The 13,034-nt window shown below is 60.8% G+C and carries 14 protein-coding genes; 2 read left to right on the forward strand and 12 right to left on the reverse strand.

Going from position 1 to position 13,034, the window contains the following annotated elements:
- Positions 1-67: 67 nt before the first annotated feature.
- Positions 68-448, forward strand: coding sequence for a hypothetical protein (locus B0E33_RS07600; protein ID WP_208997781.1), 381 nt, complete (start codon positions 68-70; stop codon positions 446-448).
- Between the two features lie 66 nt (positions 449-514).
- Here the strand turns inward: B0E33_RS07600 and pcaF are convergent, their stop codons facing one another.
- Genes pcaF through B0E33_RS07615 form a run of 3 tightly spaced genes read right to left on the reverse strand, consistent with a single transcriptional unit; the run spans position 515 to position 3,120 of the window.
- Positions 515-1,717, reverse strand: a complete 1,203-nt coding sequence (gene pcaF / locus B0E33_RS07605) for a 3-oxoadipyl-CoA thiolase (protein WP_077290851.1) — start codon at positions 1,715-1,717, stop codon at positions 515-517.
- A 1-nt stretch (position 1,718) separates the two neighbouring features.
- A complete protein-coding gene (locus B0E33_RS07610) occupies positions 1,719-2,387 on the reverse strand; it encodes a 3-oxoacid CoA-transferase subunit B (protein ID WP_023002267.1) in 669 nt (222 codons plus the stop codon).
- 1 nt (position 2,388) lies between these two features.
- On the reverse strand, positions 2,389-3,120 hold the full coding sequence (locus tag B0E33_RS07615; RefSeq protein ID WP_077293183.1) for a 3-oxoacid CoA-transferase subunit A: 732 nt from the start codon (positions 3,118-3,120) through the stop codon (positions 2,389-2,391).
- A 204-nt stretch (positions 3,121-3,324) separates the two neighbouring features.
- Here B0E33_RS07615 and B0E33_RS07620 point away from each other — a divergent pair, with 204 nt between their 5' ends.
- Positions 3,325-4,083 carry an IclR family transcriptional regulator domain-containing protein gene (locus tag B0E33_RS07620; protein WP_077290852.1) on the forward strand — a complete coding sequence of 253 codons (759 nt, stop codon included), beginning with the start codon at positions 3,325-3,327 and terminating at the stop codon, positions 4,081-4,083.
- 322 nt (positions 4,084-4,405) lie between these two features.
- Here B0E33_RS07620 and B0E33_RS07625 read toward each other — a convergent pair whose 3' ends face one another.
- From B0E33_RS07625 to araG, 9 genes are all read right to left on the reverse strand, one after another.
- Positions 4,406-5,899, reverse strand: a complete 1,494-nt coding sequence (locus B0E33_RS07625) for a TIGR01777 family oxidoreductase (RefSeq protein ID WP_077290853.1) — start codon at positions 5,897-5,899, stop codon at positions 4,406-4,408.
- A 2-nt stretch (positions 5,900-5,901) separates the two neighbouring features.
- On the reverse strand, positions 5,902-6,549 hold the full coding sequence (locus tag B0E33_RS07630) for a DUF4166 domain-containing protein (RefSeq protein ID WP_022999788.1): 648 nt from the start codon (positions 6,547-6,549) through the stop codon (positions 5,902-5,904).
- A 174-nt stretch (positions 6,550-6,723) separates the two neighbouring features.
- On the reverse strand, positions 6,724-7,281 hold the full coding sequence (locus B0E33_RS07635) for a GbsR/MarR family transcriptional regulator (protein WP_022999787.1): 558 nt from the start codon (positions 7,279-7,281) through the stop codon (positions 6,724-6,726).
- Between the two features lie 90 nt (positions 7,282-7,371).
- Positions 7,372-7,842 (reverse strand): MerR family transcriptional regulator, encoded by a 471-nt coding sequence (locus B0E33_RS07640; protein ID WP_077290854.1) that lies wholly within the window; start codon positions 7,840-7,842, stop codon positions 7,372-7,374.
- 167 nt (positions 7,843-8,009) lie between these two features.
- Positions 8,010-8,783 carry an SDR family NAD(P)-dependent oxidoreductase gene (locus B0E33_RS07645; protein WP_077290855.1) on the reverse strand — a complete coding sequence of 258 codons (774 nt, stop codon included), beginning with the start codon at positions 8,781-8,783 and terminating at the stop codon, positions 8,010-8,012.
- Positions 8,784-8,891: 108 nt separating this feature from the next.
- Complete coding sequence (locus tag B0E33_RS07650) at positions 8,892-9,671, reverse strand: SDR family oxidoreductase (RefSeq protein ID WP_077290856.1); 780 nt, start codon at positions 9,669-9,671, stop codon at positions 8,892-8,894.
- The gene (locus B0E33_RS07655; protein ID WP_077290857.1) at positions 9,664-10,557 is read right to left on the reverse strand and encodes an aldose 1-epimerase; all 894 of its coding nucleotides are present in this window, start codon (positions 10,555-10,557) and stop codon (positions 9,664-9,666) included. Before B0E33_RS07655 ends, B0E33_RS07650 begins: the two co-directional genes overlap by 8 nt.
- Entirely contained in the window at positions 10,557-11,498 is a 942-nt protein-coding gene (gene araH / locus B0E33_RS07660; RefSeq protein WP_022999782.1) for an L-arabinose ABC transporter permease AraH, read from the reverse strand. Before araH ends, B0E33_RS07655 begins: the two co-directional genes overlap by 1 nt.
- Positions 11,499-11,513: 15 nt before the next feature.
- Positions 11,514-13,019 (reverse strand): L-arabinose ABC transporter ATP-binding protein AraG, encoded by a 1,506-nt coding sequence (gene araG, locus B0E33_RS07665; protein WP_077290858.1) that lies wholly within the window; start codon positions 13,017-13,019, stop codon positions 11,514-11,516.
- Positions 13,020-13,034: the final 15 nt, after the last annotated feature.

Genomic DNA, 13,034 nt, shown 5'->3' on the forward strand with positions numbered 1-13,034 from the left:
TGCCAGATAACCATTCAACACAATGGTCCGGCGCAGCTTTTCATGGGGATACTTTGGGGGAAGTATTATGCGTAAGGGGCTTTTGAGCGCCGTCTTGTTGGCGTTCTCATTTGTTTATTTTGCCGCCGCTGCCTTGCCGGCATCAGCGGAAACACTGCACTGGCGGTTCGAAAGCAAACATCCGAACATTGTCGATGTGGAACTCTATTCTGATACCCGCCGCGGACACGTCTGGCCGGGCAACAAGAAGATCTACGTGCTCGACGACTTTTCGACGAAGACGATCAACATATCCTGCCAGCGCGGCGAAAAGGTCTGCTATGGCGCCTGGGTGCGCAATCGCAACAATCTCTACTGGGGCGTGGGCTACAAGAACCGCAATCGCTGTTCCAACTGCTGCTACACCTGCAATGGCGGCCAGACCAAGGTGATCGTCCTCAATCCTTGAGGAACTGAAAGCGAAACGGCCAGGCGTGATGCCCGGCCGTTCCACCTGACAATTACCGACCGACGATCAGACGCCTTCGAGCGCGATCGCGATACCCTGGCCGACACCGATGCACATGGTTGCAAGGGCGCGCTTTTCGCCGCGCTGCTGCAGCTCCAGAGCAGCCGTGCCGGCAATGCGTGCGCCCGACATGCCGAGCGGGTGCCCGAGTGCGATGGCGCCGCCATTCGGATTGACGTGGGGTGCATCCTCGGCAATTCCAAGCTGGCGCAGGACGGCAATGCCCTGGCTTGCGAAGGCTTCGTTGAGTTCGACGACATCGAAATCAGTCGGCTTGATGCCGAGCCGTTCGCACAGCTTTTTGGTTGCCGGTGCCGGGCCGATACCCATGATGCGCGGTTCGACGCCTGCCGTCGCACCGCCGGAAATGCGGGCGATCGGCGTCAGACCGTACTTGCGGATCGCTGCCTCGGACGCAACGATCAGGGCTGCCGCACCGTCATTGACGCCGGACGCGTTGCCCGCGGTGACGCTGCCGCCTTCGCGGAAGGGTGCCCGCAGTTTGGCCAGAGCTTCCAGCGAGGTTGCGCGCGGATGTTCGTCCCTGTCGACGACAATCGGATCGCCCTTGCGCTGGGGGATGGTCACCGGCGTGATTTCCCCTGCCAGACGTCCGTTTTCCTGTGCTGCCGCCGCCTTTTCTTGCGAGCGCAGGGCAAAGGCGTCCTGGTCTTCGCGGGAGACGGCATAGTCTTCGGCAACATTCTCGCCGGTTTCGGGCATGGAATCGATGCCGTATTGCTTCTTCATCAGCGGGTTGACGAAACGCCAGCCGATGGTGGTGTCGAAAATCTCGTTCTGGCGTGAAAACGCTGTTTCCGCCTTGGGCATGACGAAGGGAGCGCGGGACATGGATTCCACGCCGCCGGCAATCGCCAGCTCCATTTCACCCGCCTTGATGGCCCGAGCCGCGCTGATGACCGCATCCATGCCCGAACCGCACAGGCGGTTCAACGTGGTGCCGGGCACGGTTTCCGGCAGCCCGGCAAGCAGCAGGCTCATGCGCGCCACGTTGCGGTTGTCTTCACCAGCCTGGTTGGCGCAGCCGAAAAAGACTTCCTCAACCGCCGCCCAGTCCATGTCCTGATTACGCTCCATCAGCGCTTTCAGCGGAATGGCGCCAAGGTCATCGGCGCGGACGGAGGACAGCGCCCCGCCGAAGCGGCCGATGGGCGTACGGATATAGTCGCAGATAAAGGCTTCAGCCATTTCACACCTCGGGAACAACAAGATCGGCGACAGCGCCGGGAACAAGAAGCTCAGCACCGGTCACCGCCTGAAGATCTTCAAGCGACAGTCCGGGCAGTTTTTCACGCAGCACGAAGCGGCCGTTCTCGATATCGATCACCGCAAGGCTGGTATAGACACGAGTGACGCAGCCAACACCGGTGAGCGGCAGCGAACAGCGCTTGACCAGTTTCGGCTGGCCGTTCTTGGTGACGTGGTCGGTGATAACGGCAACCCGCTTGGCACCATGCACGAGATCCATCGCCCCGCCGACGGCAGGCACACCCTTGGGGCCGGTCGACCAGTTGGCGAGGTCGCCGTTTTCGGCAATTTCATAAGCGCCCAGAATGGCCACATCCAGATGACCGCCGCGAACCATCGCGAAGCTGTCGGCATGGTGGAAAAAGGCCGCGCCTGGCTTCAACGTGACGGCTTTCTTGCCGGCATTGATCAGGTCCCAGTCCTCCGAACCAGGCTCCGGGGCCTGGCCGAAACCCAGAAGTCCGTTCTCGGTGTGAAAGATCGCCTCGCGTCCCTCTGGCTGAAACTGGGCGACCTTTTCCGGGAAGCCGATGCCGAGGTTCACATAGGCGCCGTCGGCAATATCCTGTGCCGCACGCCAGGCGATCTGGTTGTTTGAAAGCTTTTCCATCTCAGGCCTCCAGCGGATAGGCGGCATTGGCGCGGTTGAGGTCTTCTTCCTGCAGCGGATTGGCCACCTCAACGACCTTTTGAACGAAGATACCCGGCGTGACGACGACCTCGGGATCGATCCCGCCCGCTTCGACGATCCGGCTTGCCTGCACGATGGCCTCCGCGGCAGCCATGCACATCAGCGGATTGAAGTTACGGGCTGCCATGCGATAGGTCAGGTTTCCAAAGGTATCCGCTGTTTCGGCTTTCACCAGCGCAACATCCGCCTTCAGCCAGCGTTCCTGCACATACATCCGGCCGTCGAATTCGGCGACCGGCTTGTCCTTTGCCAGATCCGTTCCGTAGGAAGACGGTGTGTAGAAGGCGGGAATACCCGCACCGCCCGCGCGGATCCTTTCCGCCAGCGTGCCCTGGGGCACTAGTTCCAGCTCGATGCCGCCTGCCAGGTACATCTCGGTGAAGACCACCGGATCGGCAGAGCGCGGGAAGGAGCAGATCAGCTTGCGCACCATGCCCGCCTCGATGAGCGCGGCCAGGCCCACATGACCGTTGCCGGCATTGTTGTTGATGACCACGAGGTCCTTCGGATGCCCCGTCTCGCGATAGCGGTCGATCAGCGCGTGGATCAGCTCGATGGGAGATCCGGAGCCGCCGAAGCCGCCGATCATCACCGTCATGCCGTCCTCGATCCCCGCCACGGCGGTGGCAAGGTCGGAAACCGTCTTGTCCATCATTGTCTCCTTCTCGCGCATCACCTGAAGCGGCCGGCGCTTGCAAGAGGACAGGCTGTCTCCTGAACTCTGGGCCAGCCCGCCAACAGGCTTTGCAGTGCCAAAGGAGATAGCGACGGCAGGTGTCTTTCGTCCAACTGATTTGTGCGATATGCTTCATTTGTTTACATATCGCACAAATCGACATCAGATGAGACAAATCACATGATTGCGGAACGGGACATCATGGGGGGCCTGGCCAAGGGCTTGCAGGTTATCGAAACCTTCACCGCAGACAGTCCTCGCCAGTCGATCTCCGAGGTTGCGAATGCATCCGGCCTTGACCGGGCAACCTCCCGCCGCTGCCTGCTGACACTGGCGCACCTGGGATATGCCAACTGGGACGGCAAGTTCTTCACGCTGACCCCGCAGGTGCTGCGGCTGGGGACCGCCTGCCTTGCCACCATGCCCTTGCCCCGTGTGGTGCAGCCTCTGCTCGATCACCTATCGGAGCAGATCGGCGAAAGCTCGTCGGTGTCGATCCTTGACGGCGACGAGATCGTCTATGTGGCCCGCGCCGCCCGAACGAAGGTCATGTCGATTGCGCTGATGCCGGGTTCGCGGTTGCCGGCCCATTGCTCGTCGATGGGCCGCGTCATGCTGGCCGCTCTGCCGGAGAACGAGGCCAAGGCGCGGCTGGAGGCCATGACCCTGACTGCGCTGACACCAAAAACTCTCACCCGGGTGGACGCCATTCTGGCCGAACTTGCCAGTATCCGCAGCCAGGGCTTCGCGATGATCGATCAGGAAGTCGAACCCGGACTGTGTTCCATCGCGGTCCCGGTTCAAAATTCCCACGGCCACACGATTGCCGCGCTCAATGTCGGTTACGCCAGCACATCCGCCGCGCCGGAAACGGCAAAAACAAAGTTCCTCCCAGCCCTGCTGAACATCCAGACGGAGTTGAGCCCGCTGCTGACGTGAGCTGTATTTGAATGAGGAGCAGATGGATCTGCTTGCGAAACCTCTCCCGCCAGGTCGGACTTCCCCCGAGGTTGGCAATTAACCTTCTCTCTCACCCTCTCCGTCGTCATCCCGGCCAAGCGAAGCGCGAGCCGGGATCGGGGAGCCCCGGAAATTACTTCTTTGTACGCAAAACGAACGGTCTCCGCGCCCCGATCCCGGATCTTCGCTGCGCTTCGTCCGGGATGACGATGGAGAGGGAATCGTGAGCTGAGGAAGCCGGCGTCTGCCGCCGCCCCCTTTTTGATCACAGCGCATGACCACTTTGTCATTTCAGCCCCATTCAAGCCAATGACCGGACCTCTTGTTCCTCAGCCCGAACCGAGCCTGTCTTCGTGCCCGTGATCGCCTGCAGCATCGGGGCAAGTTCCGGGTGGCGAAACCTGAAACCTGCGGCGACCAGTTTCGCCGGCACCACACGCTGGCCGGCCAGCATCGTTTCCCGGCCCATGTCACCGAGCGCCGTCGACAATAGCCAGGCAGGCAGGCGCAGGAATGCCGGGCGGTGAAGCGCCTTGGCCAGAGCGCTCGTGAATTCCGCATTTCGAACCGGCACGGGTGCCGTAGCGTTGACGGGGCCGGACAAATTTTCATCGGCCACCGTGCGGGCAATGATACGGACCAAGTCGTCCCGCTCGATCCAGGACATCCACTGGCGGCCAGACCCCATCACCCCGCCGCCACCGAATTCAAACGGCGTCAGCAGCTTTGCCAGAATGCCGCCCTCGACACCGAGAACGAGACCGATCCGCAAGAGCACGACACGCACTCCGTCCCGCTCCAGCTTTTGGGCCGCCTGTTCCCAGCGCTCGCAGACTTCGTGGACGAAGGCAGGGTCGAAGTAGGCGTCTTCGGTCAGTGTTTCATCACCGCGCAAACCGTACCAGCCGATGGCGGAGCCGTTGATCAGGCAAGCCGGTTTGTTGTCAAGACGTCCGACCAGTTCCTGCAATGCTTCGGTCATTTGAACACGGGAGTCGATGATCCTTGCGCGTTTACGGCTGGTCCACAAGCCATTCGCGATCGGGTCTCCTGCCAGGTTGACGATGGCATCGAAGCGCTCGGCATTGTGGATCCGGTCAAGACTGGTGATCACACGAACAGGGTGTTCCAGGTCATCCGCCTTGCGCAGGTCTCGCGTGAGAACCGTGACGAAATGCCCCCCTCGCACCAGCGCTTCCACCAACCGCCGACCTATGAACCCGGTGCCGCCCGTCACAAGGATATGCCGGCGCGGTGGCAGGGCTGCAACCAGTCCCGCCGGATCTGGACCACCAAGCCTGTCGCTGCGCGCGGCCGCAAGCAGATCCCGCGCGCTGAAGAGCCCGACACCAAGTGCCGAAACCGTGGAAAGCACACTCCACCAGCCGTAGCTGACGGGCACCAGCGCGCTGGGGAGGAACGACCATTGCCACAGAACCGGCGCGGCCAGGACCAGGATCGCACCATAGTTCAAGGCCAGCAGCGTGTGGTTGATCCTTTCGGTCCATGGCAGCTTTCGGGTCATGTCTTCCTCGACAAAATCCCAAAGCGTGATCAGCACCTCGGCGACAAGGATTGCCGTCAACAGCATGGTGAAGACCCCATGCGGTTCCAGCCAGCCGAAGCAGAGGAAGATCACCGCGTAGAAGAAATTTCGCACACCGTGCAGCCGCAGTTCGGTTTTCTGCGACGGACGCCAAGCCAGGCGCTCGCTGCCTTCATGGTGCACGAGCGTATCGAATGCGCCCATCAATATCTGGATGGAGATCAACGTCCAGAGAACGGGATTATCCATGATCAAGTCTCCATGTCATGAAAGAGTGCATCCTGGTGAACCAGTTCACCGAAGACGCGGCTCTTGAGGGAAAGGGTGAACAGGAAACGGTCCTTGCCGAGATCCCGGTGCGTGATCGTCAAAGCTCCGGGCCGGAGCCAGGCGGGCAGCCGCAACCGCCACCGTCCGGCCTGCAGAAAATAGTGGTCGCTTTCGAAACTGAGACCGTCTGTGAGGGCATTCACCCGCAGTGCCATGCCAATCCCCGCACCGATATATTCCTCAATGCCGGTCGGGCCCTCGAACCGCTTGGAACTGTGGATCACTTGCGGAAAGCCAGAGCTACGCCCGTATTGGCGGATCCAGAACTGGCCATCGCTCGCAATATCTTCTGTGACGGTGACAACGGCAGGCTGGTTGAAAGAGGATCTGTCAAAGGGGAGTGGACCGCCGACAAGCCGCGCGAGCTGCGCCAGAATGCTTCCGGCAAGGTTCATCCGCATGGTCACGACCAGGCCTTGATAGACGACACTTGCCCCGCCGCTCAGACGTTTGCCGAACCGGCGGCGGACGGCCGCTGGCAGGCCATGCCAGGCGGCTTCTCCCAGAAGATCGCGAAAACGGCGATCGCCAGCTTCGGGCCGCTCCAGAGTGGCGCTTGCGTTTCGCATTTCCAATCCCTCCTGTTATGTCGGTTATTTCTGTATAAAGAGAAATTACTTGGCAAAAAATTTTGAGCCTGAAATCGGGCGGCAAGCCTACTGGCCTCTCACCCGATCTTATCTCGCTGTCCGGCACTTCCATGGGAGCTGCTGGTAAGGCGAAAACCTGACTCGCCCCAGCTGTCAGCCCTTCTTGCCGCCGATCTTGAGCAGCGAGAGAACCTTGTCGCCCATCTTCATCAAGCTGGCGAGTTTCGACTTCGGCACGCTCAGCATCTGCTCCGACCAGCGATCGGCGGTGGTCAGAAACTGGTGCATCTCCTGCATCCGCTCCAGAGCAACGGGGTCAAGCGTCTTTTCCTTTTCCGCCTGGCGCACACAGACATCGATAGCGCGGATCGCCGGATCGATCTCCCGTTCCTTGCGGCCCTTCGCAATCAGCAGCGCCATTTCCCAGACGTCGGTCTCGGCCACGAAGTGCTCCCGGCGATCCCCCGCGACAGGCACTCTCTGGATCAGCCGCCATCCGACAAGTTCCTTCAGGGAGTTGGAGACATTGGACCGGGCAATGCCGAGTTCCTCGGAAATCTGCTCCGCATTCATCGGCACCGGGCTCAGGAACAGCAATGCATGGATCTGCGCTACCGAACGGTTGACGCTCCACTGGCTGCCCATGTCCCCCCAATAGAGGATGAACTTCTCTTTTGCCGACGGATCGGCCTTGTCGGTAATTTCTGTCATGACAGAAATTTGTGACGAAAATCGATTGATGTCAATGGCGAAGTTCGCCAGGGGATGCGGCGCGTGTCAAAAACTCAGCAAGACTGTCCGTCAGCGCCCGCTTGCGTGAGGCTCCAGATCGACACGGCCTCTGCCGGGCGTGCCAGAACCCCGGCCTGGAACAGGGGCATTCATCCCGGATCCGGCGCCACCTTTCTCGTCTGCGCTCACCGATAGAGCTTCTTCCAGCACGGTCAGGCGGTCGAGAATGGCTTCGCGTTTCGCTTCAAGATCGGCGCTGAGCCGGTCGATGTGCTCAAGCTTTTTCAGAAGCTGCGGAATACCGCCTTCGCAAGGCCCGGATCCTTCGTCCGACAGACAGGCGGCCATCGCACGAACTTCGCGCGTCGAAAAACCCGTGGCAATGAAATCGCGGATCCGGGCGGCACGGCGCAAGTCCGCGGCACTATAGCTGCGATAGCCGTTTTCCGAACGGCGAGCTTCCATCAGGCCCGACTTTTCATAGTGTCGCAGCATCCGTTCCGTAATGCCAAGCCGTTCGGCTGCTTCCTTGATCTGCATGTCGCCCCCTTTCAACACCGGACTAGGGTGTGGACCCTAGCACCTTGACACTAGTGTCAGGGTCAAGCCCTGTTTTCCCGGAAGTGCTCGCTTCAGGCCTTCAAGTGGCGAGGGGCCCCCTCCCCATCAAGGGGAGGATGCCCATATTTGCCCTTGGTCGCAAATGCTCAGCCTGCCTGGCCCCGAAGCGACCAGCCACCGTCAATCGTGATCACCTGTGCGGTGAGCCACTCGTTGGCGGAACTGCCGAGCTGCAAGATCCACGGCACAAGATCGGAGGTCAGTCCGCGCCGTCCCATCGGAACCTGAGCTGCTTCTGTTTCCTCGATGGTTTGCGCGACTTCCGGCGGCAGGCCCATCATGCCCGTGAGAGCGCCGCTCTTGACGGGACCGGGAGAGACGGCGTTCACCCGTACTCCGTCGCCTGCAAGCTCGATGGCCCAGGACCGCGTCAGATGCTCAAGCGCCGCCTTTGTGGCCGCATAGTGCGCCAGGCCCGGCGCCGCATTCTGGGAAACAGCCGTACCGATGTTGACGACAGCCCCCTTGCTGTCCCGCAAGGCCGACTGGGCCTCCTTCAACAGAAGGGACGGCGCAACGATATTCACCGCACAGATTTCCGAAAGCGTTTCGGCATCATAGGACTCGATGGGCAGCGGTTTGCCCGCGCCCGCATTGTTGACGACAAGATCCAGGCGGCCCCATCGCCCCAGTGCTGCCTCGACAGCGCGCCGGCTGCCTGCCGGGTCGGCACTGTCGGCTTGCACGGCCTCGATTGCCTCGCTCTTGCCGGCAACACCGGCAAGCTTTGACGCATTACGTCCGGTGATGACAACATTCGCCCCCTGCCCGGTCAATGCCAGCGCGGTGGCCTCTCCAATTCCGGAGCTTCCGCCTGTTACGATGGCAACCTTGCCCTGCCAGTTTGTCCGTTCATTCATCTTGGCTTGCTTTCCTGAATTAACACCTGCGCATTGCGCGCCAAGCCGGTGTTAGCCGGTTGACGTTAGTGTCAGGGTCAAGCCCGATTTATTGAAAAAATACCCGCGTCAGGCTGGGTGCTGCTGGACGCTGAGGCCGCCATCGACAGTCAGGCAGGCGGCGTTCATGAAGGGGCATTCGTCGGAAATCATGAAGACAGCCGCCCTGGCGATTTCTTCCGGCGTGGCGATACGCCCGCCCGGATGCAGTCGCAAGGTCTCCTGCCGGGCCGCCTCGGGATCGGGAAAACTGTTCCAGTAATCGACCACCTTCTGGGTCTGGACATAGCCCGGCGCCAGGGCATTCACCCGGACATTCCGTGCGGCATATTCCAGCGCAAGAGACTTGGTAAGCCCCAGTAGGGCGTGTTTGGCAAGCGGGTAGGGAAAGGTGTGCGGGATGATGGTGAAAGCATGCGTGGAGGCAATGTTGAGAATGACCCCGCCATCCTGTTCAAGCAGACCCGGCAACACGGCTCGGGCGCAATTCCACGCCCCCTTCAGGTTGACGTCGAAGCAGCGGTTCCAGTCTTCATCGCTCAGGGACAAAGGCTCGTCGAAGACATTTACCCCGGCATTGTTGATGAGCGCGTTTAACGGACCGATGGTCTGCTGCGCGCGAGCGACCACAGCGGCAACGTCATCCGTGTTCGTGATGTCTCCGGCAAGAGCCGTCAGATACTCTGCCTCCCCGCCCAGATCCGCAACGCTACGGGCAAGCAGCGCTGCGTCCCGGTCCATCAGAACCACGGCAGCGCCTTCGCCGAGGCAGGCTCGGACGATGGCAAGACCAATGCCCTGTGCGGCGCCAGTGATCAGGATACGCTTTCCTGAAAGCCGATCAGCCATTGTTCTTCTCCCTGGTCTCCGACACATGCAGAAATGTCATCTTTATCGTTCCCGCCAGTTCCTCCCCCGGCTCCAGAACGCTCAACCCACCGAGATCCGGCAGATTGTGACCGTTCGGCAGATGGCTCATGGGTTCCAGACAGACAAAGTCTGCAGGTGCCTGCGGGGCAAAGATCATCACCACGTCGAACACCGGATCGCAGCTGAGATCAAGAGCGAGCTCAATATCCGGCCAGTGCAGCCGGGCCTTGCCGGAAAAACCGTCGAAGGCATTGTTGATCCAGCGCGGCGGCACGATACGTGGCATCGAAAAATCGAGTTCGGAAGGAATGTGCTGCAGACCGTCCGGAAGATGTCCCTCGCCTTCCCGCCACATGTTTTGCACCTTCGTCTGCAAGGTCATGTCGGGCGCTCGCCGGAAAAACGGATGAAACCCGATGCCGAACGGCAGGGCCTTTTTGCCGAGGTTCGTCACGCGAAGGCTCAGGGACAGGCAGTCCTCTTCCAGATGAACCTTCTGGTGCGCCTTGAAGGCGTAGGGACTATGGGAGGGTTGCTCCCTGACCAGGTCCAGCTCAAGCGAATTGTCGGTCTTTTCCGTCAGGTTCCAGGTATCCAGCCAGCCGTCACCATGCAGAACAAGCGGTTCGTTGGTGTTGGGCTGAAGCGTAAAGCTCTCCTCCCGGAAGGTGAAGCAATTGCCGGCGATCCGATTTCCGAAGGGCACCAGGGGAAAACAGGCTGCCTTCCCCTCCGGTCCACCGGCAGCTTGCAGGATCGGCGTGCCTCGCCACGCGGCCTGGACAATTGAACCTCCCTCCGGGCTGGCGGAGACCACCAGATCCCCTTGCGCGAGCGTCCAGTCATGCCCGGCCTCCACGAACATCAGCGGCTTGCTGTGGAGCGCAGGTTGTCGAGAAGAACTGCGATGAGCAGGATCAGGCCACGCACGACATACTGGTAGAAGGCCTGAATGTTCAGGAGGTTCATAACATTTTCGGCAATGCCCATGATCATGACGCCGACAATGACACCCGTCATGGCGGCGCGGCCACCGGCCAGGGAGACTCCGCCGAGGACACAGGCGGAAATCACCGAGAGTTCAAGGCCGGTGGCTGCATTCGGTTGGCCGGATGTGATGCGCGAGGCAAGCATGATGCCTGCAACAGCGCAGATCAGGCCCTGCAAGGCAAAGATCCAGATCCGCATGGACACCACATTCACCCCGGCAAGACGGGCCGCTTCCGGATTACCGCCAATCGCCAGCGTGTTCTTGCCGAAGACCGTGCGGTTCAGCAGAAAGCCGAAAGCGATGAAAAGCGCACCCATGACCCAGATCGGCGTCGGGATGCCCAGGAAACGGGACAGGGCGAGCTGGTAGAATCCGGGGTCGTTGATGCCGACGGCCCGGCCGTCGGACACAATCAGCGCCAGTCCCCGGACGATCTGCATGGTGGCCAGGGTTGTGATCAGCGCGTTGATGCGGAAACAAGCGATGACGAAGCCGTTGACCGCCCCCACCAACGCGCCGCTAAGCAAGGCTATGATGAGCCCCATCACGATGGAGCCGGTCATGTTGGAAGCAATGACGGCGATCATGCCGGTGAAAGCGACCGTCGATCCGACCGAAAGGTCGAAATCGCGCGAAGCGAGGCAGAACATCATCGTGCAGGCGACAATGCCGATTGTCACCACCGACTGCAGCAGGCCGAGGATGTTGCGCTCGGTGAGAAAGTTGGGAACGGTCAGGGAAACGATTGCGAAGGCCACCGCGAAGATGACGACCAGGCCCTGGTCTCCGAGCAAAATTTTCTTGAGAGAATTCATCTGAAACGGCCCCGTTCACACCGTGTGGGCAGCATTTCTGTCCGGCAAGGCCAGGGTCAGAATGTTGCGCTCTTCAAAGGTTTCCCGCGCGAATTGGCCGACCATGCGGCCTTCGCACATGACGATGATGCGGTCGGAAATACCCATCACTTCGGGCAGCTCGCTGGAAACGACCACGATGGCCATACCGCCTTCCGCAAGCTCGTAGAGGATGTCGTAGATCTCCGACTTGGCGCCGACGTCGATGCCGCGCGTCGGCTCGTCGACAATCAGCACCTTCACACCCTGTTCCGACAGCCAGCGACCCAGAATGACCTTCTGCTGATTGCCGCCCGAGAGATTGACGATGTCCTGCTTCCGCGATGGCGTGCGCACCTTGAGCCGGGCGATGAAGCGATCCGCAAGAGCTGCTTCCTTGCCAAGCTGGAGAATGCCGAAGGAGGACATGTGCCTGCGTGAGGAAATGGCTATGTTTTCCTCGATGGACCGCCCCTGGATAATGCCGTCGTGTTTCCGGTCTTCCGGACACAACACGAGTCCTGCATTGATGGCACCGCGCGGATTGTCCGCAGGCACTTCCTTGCCGTCGATGGTGACCGTGCCGCCGCGCCGCGTGTCCGCACCATAGACAAGGCGCATCAACTCGCTGCGTCCGGCGCCAATCAGGCCGAAGAAGCCCAGGATTTCGCCCTGCCGAACCGTGAATTCGGCCGGTCCGGGAAGCTTTTCACCGCACATGCCGGACACTTCCAGCCGCACCGGCCCGAACGACCGCTCACGCCAGCCCCAGATGTTGCCGATTTCACGCCCGACCATCTCGGCGATGATCTGGTCGCGGGTCACATTGGCAATGTCGGGGTGATGGGCTGCAAGACGGCCATCCCGCAAAACCGTCAGGCTGTCGCAGAGGTGGAAGATTTCCTCCAGCCGGTGAGACACATAGAGGATCACCGTGCCCTTGGCCTTCAACCGGGCGATCAGATTGAACAGGATCTCGCTTTCCCTGGAGGACAGGGACGACGTCGGCTCGTCCAGTGCGATGACCCGGGCCTCCATCATCACGGCCTTGGCGATTTCCACCATCTGGCGCGCACCGATGGACAGTGAAGCGACCTTGGCATTGGGATCGACATCGACGCCGATCTCCTCAAGCCGGTTGCGCACGGTCTCGACCAATCGCCGGCCTTCGAGGACGCCACCCCGGTTGGGAAACCGGCCCAGCCAGAGATTTTCCGCCACCGTCAGCTCCGGCACCAGCTGAAGTTCCTGGTGGATCACGATCACTCCGGCCTCGAAGGCATCGCGCACAGACCCGTAGTTCTGCTCGATCCCGTCGATGGAGATGGATCCGCTGTCCGCGGACTGGTCGCCGGAAAGCACCCGGATCAGGGTGGACTTTCCGGCACCGTTCTCGCCCATCAACCCATGTACGGCTCCCTTCTCCACCGAGAAGGAGATGTCCGACAGGGCCTGAACGCCCGGGTAGCTCTTGTATATGTTTTGTACTGACAGATAAGACATGACGCTCGCGCAACA

Origin of the sequence: Roseibium algicola (genome assembly GCF_001999245.1) — a bacterium.
In the GTDB taxonomy this organism is placed as follows: domain Bacteria; phylum Pseudomonadota; class Alphaproteobacteria; order Rhizobiales; family Stappiaceae; genus Roseibium; species Roseibium algicola.

Bases quoted from the DNA above. Each gene is read 5' to 3' on its own strand.
- B0E33_RS07645 (WP_077290855.1), bottom strand. From the start codon at position 8,783: ATGAATGAACGGACAAACTGGCAGGGCAAGGTTGCCATCGTAACAGGC.
- B0E33_RS07620 (WP_077290852.1), top strand. From the start codon at position 3,325: ATGATTGCGGAACGGGACATCATGGGGGGCCTGGCCAAGGGCTTGCAG.
- B0E33_RS07615 (WP_077293183.1), bottom strand. From the start codon at position 3,120: ATGGACAAGACGGTTTCCGACCTTGCCACCGCCGTGGCGGGGATCGAG.
- B0E33_RS07610 (WP_023002267.1), bottom strand. From the start codon at position 2,387: ATGGAAAAGCTTTCAAACAACCAGATCGCCTGGCGTGCGGCACAGGAT.
- B0E33_RS07630 (WP_022999788.1), bottom strand. From the start codon at position 6,549: ATGCGAAACGCAAGCGCCACTCTGGAGCGGCCCGAAGCTGGCGATCGC.
- araG (WP_077290858.1), bottom strand. From the start codon at position 13,019: ATGTCTTATCTGTCAGTACAAAACATATACAAGAGCTACCCGGGCGTT.
- B0E33_RS07655 (WP_077290857.1), bottom strand. From the start codon at position 10,557: ATGTTCGTGGAGGCCGGGCATGACTGGACGCTCGCGCAAGGGGATCTG.
- B0E33_RS07640 (WP_077290854.1), bottom strand. From the start codon at position 7,842: ATGCAGATCAAGGAAGCAGCCGAACGGCTTGGCATTACGGAACGGATG.
- B0E33_RS07600 (WP_208997781.1), top strand. From the start codon at position 68: ATGCGTAAGGGGCTTTTGAGCGCCGTCTTGTTGGCGTTCTCATTTGTT.
- B0E33_RS07650 (WP_077290856.1), bottom strand. From the start codon at position 9,671: ATGGCTGATCGGCTTTCAGGAAAGCGTATCCTGATCACTGGCGCCGCA.
- B0E33_RS07635 (WP_022999787.1), bottom strand. From the start codon at position 7,281: ATGACAGAAATTACCGACAAGGCCGATCCGTCGGCAAAAGAGAAGTTC.
- B0E33_RS07625 (WP_077290853.1), bottom strand. From the start codon at position 5,899: ATGGATAATCCCGTTCTCTGGACGTTGATCTCCATCCAGATATTGATG.
- pcaF (WP_077290851.1), bottom strand. From the start codon at position 1,717: ATGGCTGAAGCCTTTATCTGCGACTATATCCGTACGCCCATCGGCCGC.
- araH (WP_022999782.1), bottom strand. From the start codon at position 11,498: ATGAATTCTCTCAAGAAAATTTTGCTCGGAGACCAGGGCCTGGTCGTC.